24 protein-coding genes are annotated in these 21647 nt (G+C 42.8%); 17 read left to right on the forward strand and 7 right to left on the reverse strand.

The features are described from left to right. The first annotated feature begins 39 nt into the window (after positions 1 to 39). Positions 40 to 1440 (forward strand): carboxy-terminal processing protease CtpA, encoded by a 1401-nt coding sequence (gene ctpA / locus KHQ79_RS21355; protein WP_003241597.1) that lies wholly within the window; start codon positions 40 to 42, stop codon positions 1438 to 1440. 35 nt (positions 1441 to 1475) lie between these two features. Here the strand turns inward: ctpA and KHQ79_RS21360 are convergent, their stop codons facing one another. Together KHQ79_RS21360 and KHQ79_RS21365 are read right to left on the reverse strand one after the other, a co-directional pair. Beyond that, positions 1476 to 2966: a sodium:solute symporter family protein gene (locus KHQ79_RS21360; protein ID WP_225516859.1), complete on the reverse strand. Its 1491-nt coding sequence runs from the start codon at positions 2964 to 2966 to the stop codon at positions 1476 to 1478. Then, positions 2966 to 3166, reverse strand: coding sequence for a DUF3311 domain-containing protein (locus KHQ79_RS21365; protein ID WP_003241600.1), 201 nt, complete (start codon positions 3164 to 3166; stop codon positions 2966 to 2968). The genes KHQ79_RS21360 and KHQ79_RS21365 overlap by 1 nt, the downstream gene beginning before the upstream one ends. A gap of 183 nt (positions 3167 to 3349) precedes the next feature. On the opposite strand from KHQ79_RS21365, the gene KHQ79_RS21370 reads away from it, so the two are divergent. Together KHQ79_RS21370 and KHQ79_RS21375 are read left to right on the forward strand one after the other, a co-directional pair. After that, positions 3350 to 4261 carry a ring-cleaving dioxygenase gene (locus KHQ79_RS21370; RefSeq protein WP_225516860.1) on the forward strand — a complete coding sequence of 304 codons (912 nt, stop codon included), beginning with the start codon at positions 3350 to 3352 and terminating at the stop codon, positions 4259 to 4261. Positions 4262 to 4276: 15 nt separating this feature from the next. Then, positions 4277 to 4879 (forward strand): alpha/beta hydrolase, encoded by a 603-nt coding sequence (locus KHQ79_RS21375; protein WP_100274535.1) that lies wholly within the window; start codon positions 4277 to 4279, stop codon positions 4877 to 4879. Positions 4880 to 4921: 42 nt separating this feature from the next. Here KHQ79_RS21375 and KHQ79_RS21380 read toward each other — a convergent pair whose 3' ends face one another. Further along, positions 4922 to 5530: a nitroreductase family protein gene (locus tag KHQ79_RS21380; protein ID WP_084991922.1), complete on the reverse strand. Its 609-nt coding sequence runs from the start codon at positions 5528 to 5530 to the stop codon at positions 4922 to 4924. A gap of 129 nt (positions 5531 to 5659) precedes the next feature. On the opposite strand from KHQ79_RS21380, the gene yodB reads away from it, so the two are divergent. Both yodB and KHQ79_RS21390 read left to right on the forward strand, forming a co-directional pair. Beyond that, on the forward strand, positions 5660 to 5998 hold the full coding sequence (gene yodB / locus KHQ79_RS21385; protein WP_019258668.1) for a transcriptional regulator YodB: 339 nt from the start codon (positions 5660 to 5662) through the stop codon (positions 5996 to 5998). Between the two features lie 200 nt (positions 5999 to 6198). After that, positions 6199 to 6387, forward strand: coding sequence for a hypothetical protein (locus tag KHQ79_RS21390; RefSeq protein WP_225516934.1), 189 nt, complete (start codon positions 6199 to 6201; stop codon positions 6385 to 6387). A gap of 59 nt (positions 6388 to 6446) precedes the next feature. Here KHQ79_RS21390 and KHQ79_RS21395 read toward each other — a convergent pair whose 3' ends face one another. Further along, a complete protein-coding gene (locus KHQ79_RS21395) occupies positions 6447 to 6836 on the reverse strand; it encodes a tautomerase family protein (protein WP_084991920.1) in 390 nt (129 codons plus the stop codon). 343 nt (positions 6837 to 7179) lie between these two features. Between KHQ79_RS21395 and KHQ79_RS21400 the strand changes: the two genes are divergently transcribed. After that, on the forward strand, positions 7180 to 8514 hold the full coding sequence (locus KHQ79_RS21400) for a gluconate:H+ symporter (protein ID WP_225516861.1): 1335 nt from the start codon (positions 7180 to 7182) through the stop codon (positions 8512 to 8514). Between the two features lie 86 nt (positions 8515 to 8600). Then, positions 8601 to 8837 (forward strand): hypothetical protein, encoded by a 237-nt coding sequence (locus KHQ79_RS21405; RefSeq protein WP_003241613.1) that lies wholly within the window; start codon positions 8601 to 8603, stop codon positions 8835 to 8837. 32 nt (positions 8838 to 8869) lie between these two features. Here KHQ79_RS21405 and KHQ79_RS21410 read toward each other — a convergent pair whose 3' ends face one another. Next, on the reverse strand, positions 8870 to 9328 hold the full coding sequence (locus KHQ79_RS21410; RefSeq protein WP_003241616.1) for an Hsp20/alpha crystallin family protein: 459 nt from the start codon (positions 9326 to 9328) through the stop codon (positions 8870 to 8872). A 98-nt stretch (positions 9329 to 9426) separates the two neighbouring features. Between KHQ79_RS21410 and rarD the strand changes: the two genes are divergently transcribed. From rarD to bshB2, 4 genes are all read left to right on the forward strand, one after another. Beyond that, the gene (rarD, locus tag KHQ79_RS21415) at positions 9427 to 10323 is read left to right on the forward strand and encodes an EamA family transporter RarD (protein WP_060398834.1); all 897 of its coding nucleotides are present in this window, start codon (positions 9427 to 9429) and stop codon (positions 10321 to 10323) included. Between the two features lie 75 nt (positions 10324 to 10398). Then, positions 10399 to 10677, forward strand: a complete 279-nt coding sequence (locus tag KHQ79_RS21420) for a hypothetical protein (RefSeq protein ID WP_060398833.1) — start codon at positions 10399 to 10401, stop codon at positions 10675 to 10677. Next, positions 10674 to 11024: a YojF family protein gene (locus KHQ79_RS21425; protein ID WP_019258663.1), complete on the forward strand. Its 351-nt coding sequence runs from the start codon at positions 10674 to 10676 to the stop codon at positions 11022 to 11024. The genes KHQ79_RS21420 and KHQ79_RS21425 overlap by 4 nt, the downstream gene beginning before the upstream one ends. A gap of 18 nt (positions 11025 to 11042) precedes the next feature. Beyond that, positions 11043 to 11708 carry a bacillithiol biosynthesis deacetylase BshB2 gene (bshB2, locus tag KHQ79_RS21430; protein WP_225516862.1) on the forward strand — a complete coding sequence of 222 codons (666 nt, stop codon included), beginning with the start codon at positions 11043 to 11045 and terminating at the stop codon, positions 11706 to 11708. Between the two features lie 25 nt (positions 11709 to 11733). On the opposite strand, the gene rsbRC is transcribed toward bshB2, so the two are convergent. Further along, positions 11734 to 12582, reverse strand: a complete 849-nt coding sequence (gene rsbRC / locus KHQ79_RS21435) for an RsbT co-antagonist RsbRC (RefSeq protein WP_003241625.1) — start codon at positions 12580 to 12582, stop codon at positions 11734 to 11736. 15 nt (positions 12583 to 12597) lie between these two features. Further along, entirely contained in the window at positions 12598 to 13956 is a 1359-nt protein-coding gene (locus tag KHQ79_RS21440; RefSeq protein ID WP_225516863.1) for an MATE family efflux transporter, read from the reverse strand. Positions 13957 to 14231: 275 nt separating this feature from the next. Between KHQ79_RS21440 and cdaS the strand changes: the two genes are divergently transcribed. The 6 genes from cdaS (at position 14232) to KHQ79_RS21470 (ending at position 21505) form a co-directional block, all read left to right on the forward strand. Then, a complete protein-coding gene (gene cdaS / locus KHQ79_RS21445) occupies positions 14232 to 14846 on the forward strand; it encodes a cyclic di-AMP synthase CdaS (protein ID WP_225516864.1) in 615 nt (204 codons plus the stop codon). A gap of 235 nt (positions 14847 to 15081) precedes the next feature. Continuing rightward, positions 15082 to 16299: a macrolide family glycosyltransferase gene (locus KHQ79_RS21450; protein WP_225516865.1), complete on the forward strand. Its 1218-nt coding sequence runs from the start codon at positions 15082 to 15084 to the stop codon at positions 16297 to 16299. 384 nt (positions 16300 to 16683) lie between these two features. Next, a complete protein-coding gene (gene cwlS / locus KHQ79_RS21455; RefSeq protein ID WP_225516866.1) occupies positions 16684 to 17919 on the forward strand; it encodes a D-gamma-glutamyl-meso-diaminopimelic acid endopeptidase CwlS in 1236 nt (411 codons plus the stop codon). A 93-nt stretch (positions 17920 to 18012) separates the two neighbouring features. After that, positions 18013 to 18600, forward strand: coding sequence for a superoxide dismutase family protein (locus KHQ79_RS21460; protein ID WP_019258658.1), 588 nt, complete (start codon positions 18013 to 18015; stop codon positions 18598 to 18600). Between the two features lie 87 nt (positions 18601 to 18687). Then, positions 18688 to 19578: an AAA family ATPase gene (locus tag KHQ79_RS21465; RefSeq protein ID WP_225516867.1), complete on the forward strand. Its 891-nt coding sequence runs from the start codon at positions 18688 to 18690 to the stop codon at positions 19576 to 19578. Between the two features lie 10 nt (positions 19579 to 19588). Then, positions 19589 to 21505, forward strand: a complete 1917-nt coding sequence (locus tag KHQ79_RS21470; RefSeq protein ID WP_225516868.1) for a vWA domain-containing protein — start codon at positions 19589 to 19591, stop codon at positions 21503 to 21505. The last annotated feature ends 142 nt before the right edge of the window (positions 21506 to 21647 follow it).

Genomic DNA, 21647 nt, shown 5'->3' on the forward strand with positions numbered 1-21647 from the left:
TCCATGATAATAATGTAAGAAGAAAAAGGTGGTGTTTAATTGAAACGGCAATTAAAACTGTTTTTTATTGTGCTGATCACTGCGGTTGTCGCTTCAGCGCTTACTTTATTTATTACGGGCAATTCCAGCATCCTGGGCCAGAAATCAGCAAGCATGGGAGACAGCGAGTTCGACAAATTAAATAAAGCGTATGAGCAAATCAAAAGTGATTACTACCAAAAGACAGATGATGACAAATTAGTAGACGGAGCAATTAAAGGAATGATTGAATCTCTGGATGATCCGTATTCCACATATATGGATCAAGAGGAAGCAAAATCATTCGATGAGACGATTTCCGCATCCTTTGAAGGCATCGGAGCCCAAGTAGAGGAGAAAGACGGTGAAATCCTTATTGTATCGCCGATTAAAGGTTCACCTGCTGAAAAAGCCGGAATCAAACCGAGGGACCAAATCCTTAAGGTGAACGGAAAAAGCGTCAAAGGCATGAATGTAAATCAAGCTGTCGCTTTAATCCGCGGCAAAAAGGGCACAAAAGTGAAGCTTGAGCTGAACAGAGCGGGAGTCGGAAATATCGATCTTTCCATTAAGCGCGATACCATTCCTGTAGAGACCGTCTATTCTGAGATGAAAGACAACAACATCGGCGAAATCCAAATCACTTCTTTCTCTGAAACAACTGCTAAAGAGCTGACGAGTGCGATTGACAGTTTAGAGAAAAAAGGCGCCAAAGGCTATATTTTAGACTTAAGGGGCAACCCGGGCGGCTTAATGGACCAAGCGATTACAATGAGCAACCTGTTTATTGATAAAGGGAAAAACATCATGCAGGTTGAATACAAGAACGGTTCTAAAGAAGTCATGAAGGCTGAAAAAGAACGAACAGTGACCAAACCGACCGTCGTTTTAGTGAATGACGGCACAGCCAGCGCCGCCGAAATTATGGCCGCTGCCCTTCACGAATCGTCAGGCATACCATTAATCGGTGAAACGACATTTGGCAAGGGCACAGTGCAGACAGCAAAAGAATATGATGATGGCTCAACCGTCAAACTGACAGTCGCCAAATGGCTGACTGCCGATGGTGAATGGATTCACAAAAAAGGCATCAAGCCTCAAGTGAAAGCAGAGCTGCCTGATTACGCGAAACTGCCGTATTTGGATGCGGATAAAACGTACAAGTCAGGTGATTCAGGCACCAACGTCAAAGTAGCTCAGCAAATGTTCAAAGCACTTGGCTATCAGGTGAAAGTGAACAGTACGTATGATCAGGATTTTGCATCTGTGGTCAAACAGTTCCAGAAAAAAGAGAAGCTGAAAGAAACAGGCGTACTGACAGGCGATACAACAACGAAATTAATGACAGAACTTCAAAAGAAGCTGTCAAATAATGATACGCAAATGGAAAAAGCAATTGAAACACTGAAAAAAGAAATGTAAAAAACCCATACGCGGGTGCCGCGTATGGGTTTTTTTTATGCACCCTTTTGATTCGAGTTTTGGTCTTGTTTATTACCAAATAAACCTTCAATAACAGGATTGGACCCTGCTTTTTTGACGAACAGCGGGTTGAGAATAACCACAGCGATGATATTGGCGGCCAATCCCCAGAACCCTTCATAAATGCCATGTGCGGATTGAGTGGTATACACAATAAACGTAACCGCAAGACCGACCAATAATCCGATAACTGTCGCTTCTTTCGTTTGGTTTTTCCAGAATAGGCTGACAGCAATCGCCGGGAAGATTTGCACCATGCCGGATACGCCTAATAACTGGAGTGTCACTAAGGCAGTCGGGAACAGCATTCCAAACAGAAGCGCAAGGCCGATGACAACAAACACCATTGAACGTGTGACAAGTGTCAGCTTGCTTTGAGACACATTCGGATGAATCAAATCCCGATATAGGTTATTAGCAAATAAGTTTGATGCCCCGATTGCCATGATGGAACAAGGAATCAATGAAGCAAGAGCGATAGTGGAATATGCAAAACCTTGTGCCACGCCGCCGTAAGATGTTTGAATCAAATGCAGCAGCGCCAGTCTTGGATTTGTATCTTCCGGCAGAACAAGAAATGCGATAAAACCAAGAAATATGACCAAAATTAAAACAATATTATAAAGCGGTAAAAACATGCTGTTTTTTCTTACTGCATCGGCGCTTTTCGCTGTGAAAACTCCTGTAGCGGCATGTGCCCACATAAAAAGTGCAAGAGCGGAAACAATAGATGCTGTGATAAACCAAGGAATGCCTTTTGGCCCATCAGCCGGTATCGTCAGCATTTGAGGCGCTTCCTTTACTAACGTGTCAATCATTGGCGTCCAGCCGTTAAAATGAATGAGAGGAAGGGACACCACCATAAACAGCATAATAACCCATACTAAAATGTCTTTAATAATCGCTGTAAATGTAGGACCTTTAATCCCGCTGAAGAATGTGTAAAGAGCAACAAGAATAAATGAGATGATGACAACGAATTTTACATTAATATATCCGGTGCCGGCAACTTGGAGCGTATCTTGAATGCCGCTCAGCTGAAGGCATATGTACGGAATAAGCATCAGCACACCGACAATGGCAACAAGGCTTGCTAAAAGCTTACTGTCAAAACGCTCCCGGGCGTAATCCGCAAGTGTCGTTAATTTATGAATTTTCGCAACTTTCCAAAGTTTCGGCAGGAAGAAGTAGGCGATAAAGTAGGCCAATACAGAATAAGGAATGGCGAAAAATGCAACACTTCCGCCCGTATAAGCAGTACTGGTTAACCCTAAGAAAGTATATGCCGTATAGAGGTCAGCGCCTACTAAAAACCAGACGAGAAGGCCGCCAAAGCGTCTGCCTCCGACAGACCATTCTTCCACCGAGGTGCGTGAGGATTTGTCTCTTCCGGCGAGAAATCCGATACAGACAACGGTTAAAACGATAACAGCTGTAATGAGAAGTGCAGTGAGATTCCCTTGCATTATTCAAGCCCTCCATCTTTTTTTTGCATCTGGTAAATGCCAAACGAGCATAACGGCGTAATGATAATCCACAACAGCAGCCAAAGGTGGAAAAACGGAAGGCCGAACATAATCGGTTCAATTCGATTCACAAGCGGCAATAGCGCAAGTTGGGCGAATGGCAAAAGAATGAGAATAACAATAAGTGCTTTTTTAACCATTTACTTTCCTCCTGAAACATGATAATGCTCACTATAATAGCAGTTGTAAGATAAGATCACAAGATAATTATTAGAAAAAAATGATTTTTTCAATTATTTAACCAAAACACATCGTTTGCATCCTGCTCAATAAAGGTTTAAAATATTAAATATCTTGAAATCGAGATAAATAGGAGTGGGAAAATGAAAACAGAAGGATTGCACCATGTCACAGCATTCGCCAGAGATCCGCAAGAAAACTTGCGATTTTATACAGAAGTGCTCGGGCTTCGGCTTGTCAAAAAAACAGTAAACTTCGATGATCCCGCAACGTACCATTTTTACTTCGGGAATCAAAATGGAGATCCCGGTACAATTATGACCTTTTTCCCGTTCCAAGGAAGCGGACAGGGAACGGTAGGCAAAGGCCAAGCGGGCCGGGTGTACTTTTCAGTTCCAAAAGGCTCCTTGTCTTTTTGGAAGGAACGTCTTGAGAAAAACGGGCTGAAACTGGAGGAAAAAACGATATTCGGTGAAAGGGCGCTTGTTTTTCATGATACAGAAGACCTTCCATTAGCGATCATAGAGGACGAGAAAAGCAACAAAAGCGACTGGACACCTGACGGCATATCAAAACATGAGGCGATTACGGGAATGAAAGGCGTGCTGCTGTATTCCTACGACCCGCAGGCGACCATTCAATTGTTAACGGAAAGCTTCGGATACTCCAAAGCGGCGGAAGAAGAACAGATTGTCAGACTGACATCCTCAGCGGCCATCGGGGGCGTCATTGACGTACATTTACACCCTGAAAAAAGAGGGGTGGGAGGTTATGGCACGGTACACCATGTAGCGTTTCGGACAACGAAAGAGGAACAGGCGAAATGGCTGCCGATTATTGCGGAAAACCACCTTCCTTCGTCAGAAATCCTTGACAGAGAATACTTTACATCCGTTTACTTCAGAGAGAAAGGCGGTATCTTATTTGAAATCGCCACAGATGAGCCGGGCTTTATGACAGATGAAACGTTTGATGAGCTGGGTACTTCATTAAAACTGCCTGAATGGCTGGAGAAACATAGACAACAAATAACAGACATGTTGCCTGAACTTTAAAAGGGGGAATTTACGATGAAGCATATTTATGAAAAAGGCACATCTGACAACGTACTGCTGCTGCTGCATGGAACAGGCGGTAATGAACACGATCTGCTTTCATTGGGACGATTTATAGACCCTCATGCCCATTTGCTTGGTGTCAGAGGATCGGTGCTTGAAAATGGAATGCCGCGATTTTTCAAACGCCTGAGTGAAGGTGTCTTTGATGAAAAGGACCTCGTGGAGCGGACAAGAGAATTGAAAGATTTTATCGACGAGGCTGCAGAAATGCATCAATTTGACCGCGGCCGAGTGATTGCAGTCGGTTATTCAAACGGCGCAAATATTGCAGCAAGCCTGCTTTTCCATTATAAAGATGTCTTAAAAGGGGCTATTCTGCATCATCCGATGGTTCCGGTTCGCGGTATCACGCTGCCTGATATGACGGGACTCCCAGTTTTTATCGGTGCCGGGAAATACGATCCTCTCTGCACGAAGGAAGAATCAGAAGAGCTTCACAGCTATTTACGTGACAGCGGGGCATCAGCCTCCGTATTCTGGCAGGATGGGGGCCATCAGCTGACGCAGCATGAAGCTGAACAGGCTCGTGAATGGTACAAAAATGCGATTGTATAAAAAAACCTTAGTCCGTATTTCGGACTAAGGTTTTTCATATCCTTACAGCCAAGTTGACACTTTTGAAAGCGATAAGCGGTTGCTTTGATGGGCAGGTTTCAATGCTTTTCCGATTGAAATAAGCATAACAGGAACATAGCGCTCACTGATATCAAATTGCTTTTGGAACTGCTCTTTGTTAAATCCGCCTATTGCGCAAGTGTCATAACCCTTTGCTTTTGCGGCAATCATAAGCTGCATAGCAGCTAAAGAAGCATTTAAGAAAGCAGAATCACGTGCGAATTGCTCGCTTTGGTAGGCGCCGTTAATTTGGCTGAGCAATGTTTGTTTGATTTCATCTGTAATATAGCCTTGGCTTGCCAATTCAGCGTAAACTTCTTCACCGTTTTCATTTGCCTTTAAATCGCCTAAAATAGCGACAACAGCAGAAGACTCAACGATTTGTTTTTGATTATACGCTACAGGAAGAAGCGCCGCTTTTGATTCATCGCTGTGGAATACTGTGAAATGCCAGTGCTGAAGGTTCCAAGCTGAAGGCGCTTTAGCGGCAAGGTCCAATAGCTCAGTCAGCTCTTCCTTAGAGATCGGGGCATTTGTATCATATTCCTTTACAGATGCACGTGCTTTTAAAACATCCAGAGTATTCGTCATAGTGTTTCCTCCTTCGGATAAACGTGGTATGATAATAGAAAAGTTAGAAACTTACTAAATGTAACTTGAAAGATTATTGTAATGGATCATTGAATACATGTCAATCAATAGATGAAGGGATGAAGACTTGTGGGAAATACAATGTGCCCTAAAATGGAATCCGCTTTTTCATTGCTGGGAAAACGATGGAACGGTCTGATCATCCATGTGCTAATGGATGGGCCGAAACGGTTTAAAGAGATAACGGAAACAATACCGATGATCAGCCAAAAAATGCTTGCGGAACGCCTTAAGGAGCTTGAACAAAACGAGATCGTCCAGCGGCAGGTTCTCCCTGAAACGCCGGTCAAAGTCATCTACACGCTGACTGAAAAAGGAACAGCGCTTCAAGCTGTATTCCAAGAGATGCAGGCGTGGGCCGATCAATTTTGCGAGCCCGGTGAAACAGTGTGCGAAGAAGAGAAATAAGGAAAGAGGCGTCCGGGAAAGAGTCTTATTTCGATAATAAAGTCATGTAAGGGGTGGTGGTTCATACCGTTTACATGACTTTTTATATTTGTCAAAATGGCTTTTACAGGTTTGCAAAAGTAATGTGAATATGAAGCGAATATACAAAAATAGGAAATGTTCAATTTGTGAAAAAATGATTAGCAGCTAACCTATTGTTAATGGGGATCATCATTTATCTCGTTTTGCAAATCGTCAAAATGGAACTCTATCTGCCTGGATTTTATATCTACTGCCAAAACCCAGTCCGCTTCCATTGGAATTACATTGGCATCGAAACTGGATTTAAAAAAGAGATCCAGGCTCTATCCACCAAACTTGGGATTTCCGCTTTTATCAAAAAGAAATGAGAGAATTATAAAAGAGAGAGCCTCTGATGAAGCTCTCTTTTTTACTATGTTTCATTATTTTATAGTTTTCCATTCAAAAATTGCGCCTCACCAAGACCAAAACTCCAGTCTGCGTCACCATTCTCGGTAATGGAAACCATTAGGTCTTCTGGGGAAATACCGCATTCTGCTTCTAGCTTTTCAGCCAGCAGGGCATACAATTTTTCCTTTTGGCTTTCTGTTCTTGTTTTGCTCGTTATACTGATGATGACCAGATCCTTAGTTCTTTGAAATCCTAATCCTGTATCCTGGATCATAAGCTCGTTTGCCGGATGCTGATGGACAATTTGATAACGGTCTCTTTCCGGAACACCAAACGCTTCGACCATCGCTTGGTGAGCAGTATCTAATAACAATTGCAGTGATTTTTCGTCACGCCCTTCAATTACATCAAAACGTAATAATGGCATGTGAATTCCTCCTCTTGTGAAGTCTGTTTTCATATTGTTCGATTTGCTTCCAGACAATGGATAGATATGAAAACTGGCTGCTAGCTTGATAAAAAACATAACATATAACCAAAAGTTAATCAACATGTAACTAACAAATCGATAGGATAGGCGTTGGATAATTGAGAAAAACTCATAAAAACAATTGACAGTCATTGATTAGGAGATTAGTATGAATACTCTAGTTGATCAAAATATAACAATCATATAACCAACATTTTTTTGGTTATTAGTGAAAGCGTTTTCTGTTTGCTGGGCTTAAATAGTGCCGAATTCATTTTTAAAACACATTTGGAGGGGTACCATGCCGATTTTAATCGTTGCTGTCGGAGTGCTGATTCTGTTATTTCTCATTATTAAAGTAAAATTAAATACCTTTGTCTCACTTATTGTCGTTTCATTTTTAGTAGCCATCGGACTTGGGATGGATATCAATAAAATCGTTCTTTCAATTGAAGCGGGTATAGGCGGGCAGCTCGGGCATTTAGCTTTAGTGTTTGGGCTTGGTGCGATGCTCGGAAGGCTCGTCTCAGATGCTGGGGGCGGCTATCGCATTGCCATTACGCTGATTGACAAATTTGGGAGGAAACGAATACAGGCGGCGGTGGTCATTGCCTCGTTTATCATCGGCATAGCCCTGTTTTTTGAAGTGGGTCTTGTTCTGTTGATTCCGATTGTTTATGCGATTGCCAAAGAATTAAAAATGCCTTTTCTCTATCTGGGAATCCCGATGGCAGCCGCCTTAAATGTCACTCACGGATTTTTGCCCCCGCATCCTGCGCCAACTGCCATCTCAGTTGCATACGGCGCCCATATTGGTCAGGTGCTGCTTTTTGGAATCATCATCGCTGTTCCGACGACTGTGATTGCCGGGCCCTTATTTAATAAATTTGCGATGAAGCGGTTTCCCGGTGCGTATCAAAAGCGCGGAAATTTATCGGCGTTAGGGCCGCGGAAAGAATTTCAGCTGGATGAAACACCAGGCTTTGGGATCAGTGTTGTCACATCTTTATTTCCAGTTATCTTTATGGCCATTGCGACTGTTTTTTCTTTATTACTCAAAGAACATTCAAGAGGAAAAGACATCATAGAATTTATCGGCACTCCGGGGACGGCAATGCTCATTTCACTTTTGCTTGCGCTCTATACGATGGGATATGCGCGTAAAATACCTATGAAGGAGATTAGCAAATCGTTATCCGAATCGATTTCACAAATCGCGATGATGTTGCTTATCATAGGAGGGGGAGGGGCGTTTAAACAGGTTCTGATTGACGGCGGGGTCGGTGATTATGTTGCTGATCTTTTCAGTCAAACAAACATGTCGCCGCTGCTCGTTGCATGGATTATCGCTGCGGTTCTGCGCCTGTGTTTGGGCTCTGCTACTGTGGCTGCGCTTACCACTGCGGGAATGGCAGCTCCGCTTATGGAGGCAGGCAGTGTAAACCCGGCATTGATGGTACTGGCAACCGGAGCGGGAAGTGTCATCGCATGTCATGTAAATGATGCAGGATTTTGGATGGTAAAGGAATTTTTCGGTTTGAGCATGAAAGAAACCTTTCAAACCTGGACGCTGCTTACAACAGTTCTCTCAGTAACAGGGCTCGGTTGTGTGTTATTGGCAGGGCTTGTGATGTAACAATACCCAGATTCAGTCCATAGCCCAATCGTTTTTCTTCCTTGTTGAATACTTTACGTATAGGCAGATATAAAGGAGGAAAAATCATGTACCCTCATCATTCATATTATCGCGGGAACCCAGATCCAGCCGGATATCCGGCGCGCAATCCTTTCTTGTTTGGCGCTCCTTTAGTCGGTGGTTTATTAGGCGGTTTTCTCGGGAGTGCTCTGTTTAACGCACCTCGTCCCTATGCTTATCCGCCTGTCCCGTATGGTTACGGAGGCGCACCGTACGGTTTTGGTGCCGGCGTGCCATACGGCGGATATCCCGGTTTCTATTAACAAAAACGGCCTGCATCGGTGCAGGCCGTTTTTTATCGGATGATTTCTACCTCGGACATATTGTAGTCTTGCTGCTTTTGAAACATGACTTCCAGAAGGCCATCCTTATAGACGGCTTTTGTTCCTTTGCGTTTGACTAAACAAGGCAGGCTTATTTTTTTCGGATGATCCAAATTCGGAAAATTTTCTATCATTAATGCGTGAGAAGTGTGTTTGATTTTCAACTGTTCCAGCTGGCTTTCGCTGATTGGCACCTTTACAAACACATGGTCTGTTGTTTCAAATATATCTATATCAGGTTTAGCAGATTTGGCGGGCTGTTCTTTTTGGGGGAGAGGATCGCGGAAAGGAAATTGAGCCGCATAATCACTGCCGAACACACTTTCCATTACACGATTTACATACGTTTCAACTTCTTTTGGATCTGCTTTTTTTAATGCTTCCTTGGAAAATTGATTGTGGAAAGGAAAGTACTTGTTCCACTCAAACATCGTCATCACACCCTTTCTTCACGGACAAAATAGTATATGCCCGCCCGATCTTTCACGTGATATAATATAAGATGCTCTAAAGAAAGGCGGGGATATAAATGCAATACTCAGAAACAAAAAAAGGCGTTCTTTACACAGCCGTTTCCTTTCTCATGTGGGGGCTGTTTCCGCTCTATTGGAAGCTTCTCGAACAGCTGCCGGCCCTTGATATTTTGGCTCACCGTATTATATGGTCTTTTGTTTTTATGTGTATCGTGCTTTTTTTCTTGCGGCAATGGAAAACAGGGTGGCAGGAGCTGCGCTCTTTGAAAAAGAAAGGCGGCATCCTTTCTTTATTTCTCGCTTCTATCCTGATTTCGATTAACTGGTTTGTATACATATGGGCTGTCAACCATGGCTTTTTGCTTGAGGCTAGTCTTGGCTATTACATTAATCCGCTTGTATCAGTGCTCCTTGGAATTTTATTTTTAAAGGAAAAACTGAATCGCCTGCAATTGGTGGCAGTTTCGATTGCGGCGGCCGGTGTCATTATCTCGGCGTTCCAATACGGCTCCATTCCTTATGTAGCGCTTCTGCTTGCATTCAGCTTCGGGCTGTACGGGTTAAGCAAAAAAAGAACAAGCCTGTCAAGCGCCATTGGTTTAACGCTGGAAACATTTATGATTATGCCGATTGCTTTGGGATATTTGCTGCTGAGCGGCCATATCCAGCCCGCGGGTGCAGAAAGCGGGGGGACGTGGATGCTTCTCTTTTTTGCCGGTGTATTTACGGCGCTGCCGCTATTATTGTTTGCGGAAGGAGCGAAACGGCTGCCGCTGTACCAAGTTGGTATCTTACAATATATTGCACCGACCATTACTTTGCTGATCGGGCTGTTTGTTTATCATGAGCCATTTTCAAGCTCGAAGGCTTTTACATTCAGCTGTATATGGGCTGCGCTGCTCTTGTTTACGTTTTCACAAGTAAAGTGGAAACGGGCGTCAAAAAGCCATTGAGGCCTTTGGCTTTTCAGCTGAACCATATATTATGTATAATCATTTCATGTATGTAAGACATAAAGGAGCAAGACGATGGACAATGATAAAGAGATAGTGAAAGCCTACGCTTCACTTTGGAACAACCGATCTTTCGCTAGTGATGACGCAGAAGCGGTAGCAGAGGCGATTGATCTAGAGCTCTTGGATAAACGTACACATCCGAGACTCCGGAAACCGATGCTGGAAAAATATTTTGCTGCGATCCAGCGCATTGTGAATTCACAGCTCGAACCGGCTGTGAAATATCAGCTGGTCAAATTACATACAGAACGCGCAGAGCATTTAAAAGAAGAAAGAGGGGAGCAATCATGAAAGCAATCATAAAAGAAGATGTGCAAGCATCTTTAGAACGATATGCGGACCGCCCTGTATATATCCATTTAGAAACCACAACCGGTTCTTATTCAGCGCACTTAAATGAAAAAAACATGACGGTTGTTGCATACATCCGCAATGCAAAAGTTACCTATCATCAGGCGAAAATTAAAGGCAACGGCCCTTTTCGGGTTGGTTTAAAAACAGAAGACGGCTGGATTTATGCTGAAGGCTTGACTGAATACACGGTAGATGAAGACAACCGTTTATTAATGGCAGGACACCTGCCGGGCGGTAAACTGGCTATTTCTCTGCAAATCAGTGAAAAACCGTTCACAGTTTAAAGAAAAGGGTGAAAAATAATGAAAGAACATGTACTTGTAATCCTGCCTCACCCTGATGACGAATCATACGGAGTGGCAGGCCTGATTGCCTTAAACAGAAAGAAAGACATTCCGGTTACGTACGCCTGCGCCACTTTAGGTGAAATGGGCAGAAATATGGGCGATCCATTTTTTGCGAATCGGGAAACGTTGCCGCTATTAAGAAAACAAGAGCTTATTAACGCATGCAAAGAAATGGATATCAATGACCTTCGGATGCTTGGGCTCCGTGACAAAACGCTCGAATTTGAAGACGATGAGTATTTAGCTGATATCATGGAAGAGATCATAGATGATGTAAAACCAAGTTTAATTGTCACATTTTATCCTGGACACGGCGTGCACCCTGACCATGATGCATGCGGGGAAGCGGTTATCCGTGCATTGTACCGTAAAAAGAAAGAAGACCGTCCGCGTACGCTCTGCATGGCCATTACACGCAACAGGGAAGAAGTTCTCGGCGAAGCAGATGTCGTACTTGATATCAAAGAAGTAGCTAATATTAAAATGAATGCGTTAAGAGCTCACCGCACTCAAACAGAAGGCATGCTCAGAGAGCTTGAAGAAAAATTGAAAAACAATGAACCTGTTATGGCAACATGGTTTGAAGAAGAAGTATATTGGACGTATCAATGGAATGATTAATAAAAAAGGTATAAGGCCTTTAGCCTTATACCTTTTTTAATTTCAAGTCAGATGCAATCGCTGAAGCGAGGGTGGATCTCAGGGAAATATCTTCGAAAGACAAACCAAGCTGAACCGCTGTTTGCGCTATTTCAGGGCGGATTCCCGACAAAGTTGATGAAACGCCGATTAAACGAAGCGCTTCAATCAGACTGAACAGCTGGTGGGCAACCATCGTATCAATAACAGCTACTCCTGACAAATCAATATACAGCTGTGTCACCTTTTTCTCCGCACATTGATGCAGTGTGTTTTCCATAATCAGTTTGGCGCGAACTGTATCAATATCTCCGATTAAAGGCAGCAGCCCGACGCTGTGAAACAGCACGATGACCGGCGCGCTTAATTCAGTAATCATATCTTTTTGGGCTTGAAGCTGAAGACTTGTGTTTTTGTACATTTCTTCTATAAAAATATGAATCACAAGATCAAACGCTTTTATAAGGGCGTGATAAAGGTCTTCGGCTTCTTCGCCTTTCACAGTGTCCTGATTGATATGGACAAATTCTTTCACATAGGAAACATATAAATCTCTCACTCTGACAAACTCCCGGATAATATAGTGGATAGGAGTCTTTAAATGCTCTTGATCCTGTGTGACTTCAAAGGCCCATTCTTTCAGTATAGGCAGGTACACATCTTCATCATCTATAAAAATACGGTTTATTTTATAGTTGAAGGCAAGATTCTGGCTCTTTAAATTGTGAATGACAGCAGGGTCTGTTGATGCATATATGGAATTCGGATCAGTCTCCTCAATTGTTTCATACCATGTTGAACTGATGGTCTCCGCATGCTGAGAAAGATATTCGTATAATTTTTTATTTTTTGCCATGTATGATCACCTCTTTTAACTGTATTGTTTTTGCGAATAACGTTTTTGCAGTTTAGCCAGCCTGAAAAACAGCCCAACTGCCCCGGCGGCGAGTCCTGCAATTAACCCGATCCAATAACCGAACGCGCCAAGGCTTGTAAACGTACCGACCGCATAACCGACAGGAAGGCCAATGACCCAGTAAGAGACAAATGCGGCCGCAAGCGTATAGTTCACATCTTTGTATCCTCTGAGCGCTCCCTGGATAGGTGCGGCCACAGCATCGGAAAGCTGAAAAAACAGCGCATAAATTAAAAAGTGCTGTGTCAGCAGGAGCACATCGGGGTCAGAAGTGTACATGCCGGCAATTTGCGCTCTAAATGACAGGATACAGGCTGCAGTTAACAAAGAAAAGCCAATCGCCATCATGATGCCGATCAAGCTATATGAGCGTGCATCTTTAAATCGGGCTGCACCGGCTTCAAAACCGACAACAATTGTTAAAGCCATGGACACGCTAAGCGGCAGCATATATAAAAGCGAAGCAAAGTTCATGGCCGCCTGGTGGGACGCGATGGTCACTGTATCAAAATGGCTCATCAGAAGCGTGACAGCTGCGAAAATGCTCGTTTCAAAAAACACGGCGAACCCAATAGGCAGCCCGATTTTGAGCATATTTTTACACGCTTTCCAAGAGAACTTATACATTGTAAGGAAAATCCCGTATTCGGAAAATGGCGCGGCTTTACGAATAATGAAAAAACTGATGATGCAGATACACCAATATGTAAGCGCGGACGCTAGCCCGGCACCGACGCCGCCAAGGGCAGGCATTCCGAATTTTCCAAAGATGAATACGTAATTCAATACAAAATTGATCGGAAGAGAACTGAGTGTAATCATCATTGTGACTCTCGTTTTCCCTAATGAGTCAATGAATGATCTCAAAACAGTGTAAACAAATAAAGGGAAAATTCCCAGCGATAAAAACCCTAAAAAGTGTTTGGCAATCTGATGCACGTGAGCCTCAAGGTCTAATCGGCCAAGAATAAGGTCAACTGCAGCATATCCAATCGCTAAAACGGCGATGCTAAGAAGCGCGGCCACGTATACAGCCTGTAAAACAGTAAAGGGAATCTTCTGTTTTTTTTCAGCGCCTAAAAGCTGAGCGACAATCGGGGTGACCGCCATTAATATGCCTGCAAGTCCTGTATAAACAGGGGTCCAAAGACTTGAGCCAATGGCGACACCGGCTAAATCAGCGGGGCTGACTTTCCCTGACATTACAGTATCTAAAAAAGTCATAAGAGATAGCCCCGCCTGGGTAATTAATATCGGAATTAAAATGTGCAAAAGCTGTTTGATCTTCTGCCGGGCGTTTCGAGTTTCTTTCATACATTGATCTCCGTTTCTTTTTCATAACGAGAGAAATTATAACATTTTATGTATAAAAAGCAATGAACGCCAGGCCTATTCTTTTTTTGTCGGTTTCGTTTTTCTAAACATTTGGGCATAAATAAAAGAAAGCGAAATCACGCCTAAAAAGGTGCAAATATACTGAATGATTCTTTCGATTTCCATTCTTTACATCCCTCCTTTACCAATAGAATGTGCATCAATAAGATAAGCATGCGTGAAAGGTTGGAAATTTGAAAAGGAGATGAAGGTCTATGCGTTATGAGCAGATGTCAGAAAATGCATTCAAGGGGAAAATAAAAGTGTACTTAGAGCAAATATTAGGTGATGCATCGCTAATTTTGAAGGCGCTTCACGAAAAAGACCAGTGCCTCCTTTGTGAATTAGATGAATTGGGGCATATTTTTCAGGACATGCAGGGGATCGCATCATCCTTTTATTTGCAATCATACATTGAGGAATTTACGCCGGCATTTATTGAGCTGGCCAAGGCGATTAAAGCCTTATCGGAACATAAGCATGGTGCTTTAATTGTGATTGAAAGAGTGGACCCTGTTGAACATTTTATTCAAAAAGGAACATCCCTTCATGCGGAGATCAGCGCTTCATTAATTGAGAGCATCTTTTTCCCCGGAAATCCTCTTCATGACGGCGCTTTATTGGTAAGGGAAAATAAACTTGTATCAGCAGCTAATGTACTCCCACTGACAACAAAGGATGTGGATATCCATCTGGGAACCCGGCACCGCGCGGCTCTTGGAATGTCGGGGTATACGGATGCGCTTGTGCTTGTTGTTTCAGAGGAGACAGGGAAGATGTCGTTTGCAAAAGACGGTGTATTATATCCGTTAATTTCGCCAAGAACGTAAAAATAAATATAAGGGCCTGATAATGAATCCTATCATGAGACAAAATGACTGAATTCGGATCTTTTTTAAAGCATTCACTTCAAGCTGAATGCTTTTTGTCTTGAAGGCAGGAAATATAAACTGGTAGAAAAGTTATATCTAATGAATATTAATTAAGTTAAATACTTTACCTAATTATGTATTTATAGTACCGTATAAAATATTACATAAATTTTTAAAGGAAGGGTGTTGCCGCATGGCTAATGTATTAATGATCGGCTTTCCCGGTGAAGGGCATATTAATCCGTCTATCGGTGTAATGAAGGAGTTGAAATCACGGGGAGAACATATTACCTACTACGCAGTGAAGGAATACAAAGAAAAAATTGCAGCTCTTGATATTGAGTTTCGTGAGTATCATGATTTCCGGGAAGATTACTTCGGAAAGAATGCAACCGGAGATGAAGAAAGAGATTTCACAGAAATGATCTGCGCTTTTTTGAAAGGCTGTAAGGATATCGCGACTCATATTTATGATGAAGTCAAACATGAGTCGTATGATTATGTCATATATGATCACCACCTACTGGCCGGTAAAATCATTGCCAACCTGTTGAAGCTGCCGAGATTTTCACTGTGTACAACCTTTGCGATGAATGAGGAATTTCTAAAGGAAATGATGGGTGCATACATGAGAGGATCATTTGAAGATTCACCTCATTATGAATCTTACAAGCAGCTTGCAGAAACATTAAATACTGATTTTCAGGCAGGGATCAAGAAGCCATTTGACGTTTTTTCTTCAGAGGGGGACTTGACGATTGTCTTTACATCAAGGGAATTTCAGCCAATGGCTGAGCAATTCGGCGATCAGTATGTATTTGTTGGTCCTTCAATTACGGAAAGAGCCGGAAACAATGATTTCCCATTTGAGCAGATTGACAATGAAAACGTGCTGTTTATTTCGATGGGAACCATTTTTAACAATCAAAAGCAGTTTTTTAATCAATGTCTTGAGGTTTGTAAAGACTTTGACGGTAAGGTTGTGCTTTCCATCGGCAAGCATATCAAAGCAAATGAGTTAAACGACATTCCGGAGAATTTCATTGTACGCCCGTATGTCCCTCAGCTTGAGATCCTGAAAAGGGCCAGTTTATTTGTGACCCACGGCGGAATGAACAGCACAAGTGAAGGTTTGTATTTTGAAACTCCGCTTGTTGTTATTCCGATGGGAGCTGACCAATTTGCCGTCGGAAATCAAGTGGAAAAAATCGGCGCAGGGAAAGTTCTGAAAAAAGATCAACTATCTAAAAGCCTTCTGAAAGAAACGATTCAAGAAGTGATGAACAATCCTGTGTATGCTGAAAAGGCGAAAGAAATTGGACAATCACTGAAAGCGGCAGGCGGTTCTAAAAAAGCGGCCGACAGCATTCTTGAAGTTGTGAAACACAAAACTCAATCAGCCAACGCATAATATAAATGCCTGTTCTTATCAAAAGAACAGGCATTTTGGAATTTTCGTAAGGAAGCAGAGGAAGGGATTTGACACGCCAATAGAGAATTGATAAGAAAAACAGACAAGAAAGGAGGAAAATCTGCTTCGCTCATCAATAGAAAAACATCATTTTTGCCCCCCCGCTTAAATAGTTCTTTAGACTTTCGAAAAATAGATGCAGGTTATGTAAAATGTTAGGTGTTTATTTGAAGATTTAAAGGTCGAACGATGCTGAAATTGCTGCCGAATGTTTGAAAAGGATTTAACTTTTTAAAGAAGTGACGATAAAACTGATGTGCGCCATTTTTGGAAATAAAATACTATCTGTTTCTTGAGCAATAAACAGTTTAGGAGGTTGAATGAATGAAAAAGAAGATTGTAGCCGGCTTGGCTGTTTCCGCAGTTGTTGGGTCATCGATGACAGCAGCGCCCGCGGAAGCAAAAACGATAAAAGTAAAAAGCGGTGATTCTCTTTGGAAACTTTCCCGCCAATATGATACGACAATATCCAAACTGAAATCCGAAAACAAATTGAAATCGTCGGTGCTTTATGTCGGACAAAGCCTTAAGATTCCCGAAAACAGCAAAAAAAGCACGAAACCTTCATCAAACTCAAGCAAAACGTCAACGTACACTGTTGCATATGGTGATTCGCTATGGATGATTGCTAAAAATCATAAAATGAGTGTTTCTGAGCTTAAAAACTTAAACAGCCTGAGCAGTGACCTGATTCGTCCAGGGCAAAAGCTTAAGATCAAAGGGACAAGCAGTTCAAGCGGCTCAAATGGATCAAAGAAAAACAGCGGTTCCAATTCTTCAGGCTCGTCCAAAAGTACATATACAGTTAAGCTTGGTGACTCACTGTGGAAAATCGCAAACAGCTTAAATATGACAGTAGCTGAATTGAAAACATTAAATGGCTTAACATCGGATACGCTTTATCCTAAACAGGTACTCAAAATAAAAGGAAGCAGTTCACCCAAGAGCGGAAACAGCGGTTCCAAGAAGCCGTCAAACTCCAATTCCTCTAAAACAACTACATACAAGGTGAAAGCAGGCGATTCGCTGTGGAAAATCGCGAATCAGCTTGGAGTCACTGTGCAAAGCATCCGTGATAAAAACAATTTATCATCTGATGTGCTTCAAATCGGACAGATTCTGACTATTTCGGGAACAACAAAGTCTAACAATTCAAATCAGACAAAGCCAAAAGATAACTCAGGGTCAAACATTCAAATAGGCTCGAAGATTGACAGAATGATAACAGAAGCGAAAAAATATGTCGGAGTGCCGTACCGCTGGGGAGGAAACACGCCTGCCGGTTTTGATTGCAGCGGCTTCATTTATTACCTCATTAATAATGTATCATCGATATCAAGATTGAGCACGGCAGGGTATTGGAATGTCATGCAAAAAGTCAGCCAGCCGTCAGTCGGGGATTTTGTCTTCTTTACCACATATAAATCCGGCCCGTCTCACATGGGGATTTACCTAGGCGGCGGAGATTTTATTCATGCAAGCTCATCGGGCGTAGACATTTCAAATCTCAGCAATTCGTATTGGAAACAGCGCTACTTGGGCGCAAGAAGCTATTTTTAAAAATGAGTAAAACAAAAAGCCTTTTTATAGGCTTTTTTGTTTATATCAGACAATGATTGACCACACTGTTAGAAAAAACAAGGGGGAGACAGTATGTACCGTCTCTTGCTGTTGATGATGGTGACGGCACTGGGAGCTGCGGGATGCGGACAAAACCCTCCTGACCCTCCTAAGCGGATACCGGAAAAAGAAGCGGTTGAAACGTCAGCGTTTGGTCATCATGTCCAGCTGGTTAATCGTGAAGGCAAAGCAGTCGGTTTTATAGAACTCAAAGAATCAGAAGACGAAGGACTCGACATTCATATTTCCGCAAACAGCCTGCGCCCCGGCGCTTCACTCGGTTTTCATATTCATGAGAAAGGTTCATGTGTCAGGCCGGATTTTGAATCCGCGGGAGGTCACTTTAATCCGCTGAACAAAGAACACGGCTTCAACAATCCGATGGGGCATCATGCCGGAGATCTGCCGAACCTTGAAGTCGGTGCTGATGGAAAAGTAGATGTCATTATGAATGCGCCGGACACCTCACTGAAAAAAGGAAGTAAACTAAATATTCTCGACCAGGACGGGAGTGCGTTTATTATTCATGAACATGCCGACGATTATTTGACGAATCCAAGCGGGAATTCAGGTGCGCGTATCGTCTGCGGAGCCCTTTCAGGCAATAACGAGAAGCAGTAATATCATCCAAGCCCTTTTGTATTGAGCATACAGGGGCTTTTTTAGTATACTCGTTAATGGAATACGAATAGGAAAGGGAACCTGTCTATGACAACTCAATTACAGCACTTAACATTGCCGGAAGATATACAAAAAAAGCTTTTATCATATAAAGATCAGCCAATTTCCCCAGAGTTTCAGTCACTCATCGGGACATCAGGCTATGAGGCGGAGGATGAAGCCATTTTATTCGACGCCATTATCGCATTAGCCATGGGAAAAAATGTCCTGCTGAAAGGGCCTACAGGCTCAGGAAAAACAAAGCTGGCAGAAACATTGTCCAGCTATTTTCATAAACCGATGCACAGTGTCAACTGTTCAGTTGACTTGGATGCAGAAGCCTTGATCGGCTATAAAACAATTGAAAATCAATCTGGCCAGGCGACGATCGAGTTTGTTTCAGGGCCTGTCACAAAAGCCATGAAGGAAGGCCATTTTCTTTATATAGATGAAATCAATATGGCAAAGCCGGAAACACTGCCCATTTTAAACGGTGTATTAGATTACAGAAAAATGATGACAAATCCGTTTACAGGCGAGGTCATTCGGGCTAAAGGCGGATTCGGAGTCATTGCAGCCATCAATGAAGGCTATGTTGGAACTGTTCCGCTGAATGAAGCATTGAAAAACCGTTTTGTCATCATCGATGTGCCTTATATTAAAGGCGAGCTGCTGAAACAAGTGCTTATGTCTCAGTCAGCTCTGCAAGATGAGAAATTGATTGACCGGTTTATCACGCTTTCCTCTGACCTGATTGTTCAGGCCAATAACGGACAGGTGTCTGAAGAAGCGGCATCCATCAGAGCTTTAATTGATACCTGTGATTTAGCCGCTTATATTCCGCCGCGTCGTGCCATCGAACGTGGAATTGTAGAGAAGCTTGATGATGACCGGGAAAAGGCGGCCGTTCGAAATATTGCAGAAACTCTGTTTGAATGAGGGAGCTGCGATGAAATTTATCAAATTTAACGACAGCACAATTGATTCGTTTTTATTTATGATGCTGACTGATTTGGCCAAAACACTTACCAAGAGTGAAGCGGTAGAAGTGGAGTATGGCGTTCAGTCCTATTACAATCCATTTGAAAAGAAAATCTATATGAGCCACTTTTGGAAAGACAGAGCAGCTGAGGACATGGAGGCGGGTCTGAAAAGCGACGTCTACCTGCGTTCGGTCGGAACGAGATATAGCTCGCTGCAAGAGTTTGCGAACTTTTTGGATGATATCCATCGGCATCTTACGTTCAAAAGCTTTGCCAAGCAGCTGTTTATGCTGCTTGAGGACATCAGAATTGAAGAATGCATCAAACACGAGCGTCCGGGTACAAAACATGTATTTGCGAAGCGAAAAGACATGTACAGAAAACACTTCTCTACCCAGCTGACCTTAAATTTAGAACGAAGCATTTTTACGGATGCGCTCTTTTGCGCGATCTATGTCAAGCTAACAACGGAATCGCCGCTCGAGACCCTTCCGTCTATGCGTGAAGATATTGATCTGATGCGCCCGTTTATTGAGCAGCAGCTCCTTCGCGTGTATGAGGCAGATTCGACACGGCAGGTTCTGAAAATTGTTGAAGACCTCATGGACGGGCTTGAAGAGGTGCTCGATAAGGATATGCTGAACACCTACTTCTTTTTGCCTGAGCTTGATTACGCAAAAGCTGCGGAACAGCCGTTATTTGAAGAAGAGAAAAAAGCGCCTAAGCTGAGTGATGACATCACGCTTCCGAAAAAATCAGACGGTGATGAGGATATTCATGAAGAAGAAATGCCGACGTGGCACCGGGAAACAGAAGCACCGGCTAAAAGCTTCCTTCAATTCGATATTGAACACGGCGCAAAATCAGATTTAGGAAAAGACGCTTCAAGGGAAGGCGACGATGGAGATCAAGCCCTTGGTTCTGTCCAAGGATCAGCCAGACAAACAAAACGGAAAGACTATTCCAAGCTGGAAGCGCTGGAGTCCCAAAAAGACCAGCCGAACGGAGCGGGTATGGCTGACGGCAAAGAAAATAAATACGCATTTCCGATTTACAAAGAACCTCAGCCGGCAACCAGTGAAGAGGAGCTTTCCTATAAACAGCAGGCAAAAACGATTGAGTCGTATCAAAAGCGTTTAAAACAAATGATTCAAAAAACGCTGGAGCATAAAAAAACATTGCCGAGAACAGACCTTCATGCCGGACGGCTGAACAATAAGCTTCTGCGCTACTTCACTGAGCGAAATCCGCGTCTATTCTACAAAAAGCAAGAACCGTCTTCAGAAATTGACGCAGTTTTTACATTGCTGGTCGACTGTTCAGCCAGCATGTTCGACAAAATGGACGAAACAAAACGGGGAATCGTGTTGTTTCACGAAGCGTTGAAATCGGTAGCGGTTCCGCATCAGATTGTCGGCTTCTGGGAGGACACAAACGATGCAACCGAAACAAGCCAGCCAAACTATTTCAATACGGTTATTCCTTTCCAATCGTCATTAAGACAAGATGCTGGGCCTGCAATTATGCAGCTCGAGCCTGAGGAAGATAACCGTGACGGCTATGCGATCCGGCAGATGACGAAAAAATTGCTGCAGCGCAGCGAGGCACAAAAGTTCTTAATCGTTTTCTCAGATGGAGAGCCGGCTGCATTTAGCTATGAACAAAACGGGATTGTCGATACAAGTGAAGCGGTTATTGAAGCCCGAAAAAGAGGAATAGAAGTGATAAATGTTTTTCTCTCCAACTCAGAAATAGAAGAATCGCAAATGAAGACCATTCAGGATATGTACGGAAAATTCAGTATATTTGTCCCGGATGTCGATCAGCTCCCGGATGTTCTGTATCCGCTGCTGAAAAAACTGCTCCATAAAAGCATAGGATAGCCCTTTATCCTATGCTTTTTGGCGTTTCTTTTTTCAAATGATTAAATTTTTTGTTTTTTATAAAGGTTTTTTACTATTTTGTGAACAATCAAGGTAGAATCAAATTGCAAACAGTGGTAAAATATCGTTGGAAGCGTTTTTA

The sequence above is a fragment of the Bacillus sp. TSO22 genome, assembly GCF_020223595.1.
In the GTDB taxonomy this organism is placed as follows: Bacteria; Bacillota; Bacilli; order Bacillales; family Bacillaceae; genus Bacillus; species Bacillus inaquosorum.

Coding starts and splice junctions, on each gene's coding strand:
- KHQ79_RS21365 (WP_003241600.1), bottom strand. CDS start 3,166: ATGGTTAAAAAAGCACTTATTGTTATTCTCATTCTTTTGCCATTCGCC.
- KHQ79_RS21390 (WP_225516934.1), top strand. CDS start 6,199: ATGGGGATCATCATTTATCTCGTTTTGCAAATCGTCAAAATGGAACTC.
- KHQ79_RS21395 (WP_084991920.1), bottom strand. CDS start 6,836: ATGCCATTATTACGTTTTGATGTAATTGAAGGGCGTGACGAAAAATCA.
- KHQ79_RS21380 (WP_084991922.1), bottom strand. CDS start 5,530: ATGACGAATACTCTGGATGTTTTAAAAGCACGTGCATCTGTAAAGGAA.
- KHQ79_RS21465 (WP_225516867.1), top strand. CDS start 18,688: ATGACAACTCAATTACAGCACTTAACATTGCCGGAAGATATACAAAAA.
- KHQ79_RS21425 (WP_019258663.1), top strand. CDS start 10,674: ATGAAAGCAATCATAAAAGAAGATGTGCAAGCATCTTTAGAACGATAT.
- cdaS (WP_225516864.1), top strand. CDS start 14,232: ATGCGTTATGAGCAGATGTCAGAAAATGCATTCAAGGGGAAAATAAAA.
- KHQ79_RS21360 (WP_225516859.1), bottom strand. CDS start 2,966: ATGCAAGGGAATCTCACTGCACTTCTCATTACAGCTGTTATCGTTTTA.
- cwlS (WP_225516866.1), top strand. CDS start 16,684: ATGAAAAAGAAGATTGTAGCCGGCTTGGCTGTTTCCGCAGTTGTTGGG.
- bshB2 (WP_225516862.1), top strand. CDS start 11,043: ATGAAAGAACATGTACTTGTAATCCTGCCTCACCCTGATGACGAATCA.
- KHQ79_RS21460 (WP_019258658.1), top strand. CDS start 18,013: ATGTACCGTCTCTTGCTGTTGATGATGGTGACGGCACTGGGAGCTGCG.
- KHQ79_RS21450 (WP_225516865.1), top strand. CDS start 15,082: ATGGCTAATGTATTAATGATCGGCTTTCCCGGTGAAGGGCATATTAAT.
- KHQ79_RS21470 (WP_225516868.1), top strand. CDS start 19,589: ATGAAATTTATCAAATTTAACGACAGCACAATTGATTCGTTTTTATTT.
- KHQ79_RS21440 (WP_225516863.1), bottom strand. CDS start 13,956: ATGAAAGAAACTCGAAACGCCCGGCAGAAGATCAAACAGCTTTTGCAC.
- KHQ79_RS21375 (WP_100274535.1), top strand. CDS start 4,277: ATGAAGCATATTTATGAAAAAGGCACATCTGACAACGTACTGCTGCTG.
- KHQ79_RS21370 (WP_225516860.1), top strand. CDS start 3,350: ATGAAAACAGAAGGATTGCACCATGTCACAGCATTCGCCAGAGATCCG.
- rarD (WP_060398834.1), top strand. CDS start 9,427: ATGCAATACTCAGAAACAAAAAAAGGCGTTCTTTACACAGCCGTTTCC.
- KHQ79_RS21405 (WP_003241613.1), top strand. CDS start 8,601: ATGTACCCTCATCATTCATATTATCGCGGGAACCCAGATCCAGCCGGA.
- rsbRC (WP_003241625.1), bottom strand. CDS start 12,582: ATGGCAAAAAATAAAAAATTATACGAATATCTTTCTCAGCATGCGGAG.
- KHQ79_RS21420 (WP_060398833.1), top strand. CDS start 10,399: ATGGACAATGATAAAGAGATAGTGAAAGCCTACGCTTCACTTTGGAAC.
- KHQ79_RS21410 (WP_003241616.1), bottom strand. CDS start 9,328: ATGTTTGAGTGGAACAAGTACTTTCCTTTCCACAATCAATTTTCCAAG.
- KHQ79_RS21400 (WP_225516861.1), top strand. CDS start 7,180: ATGCCGATTTTAATCGTTGCTGTCGGAGTGCTGATTCTGTTATTTCTC.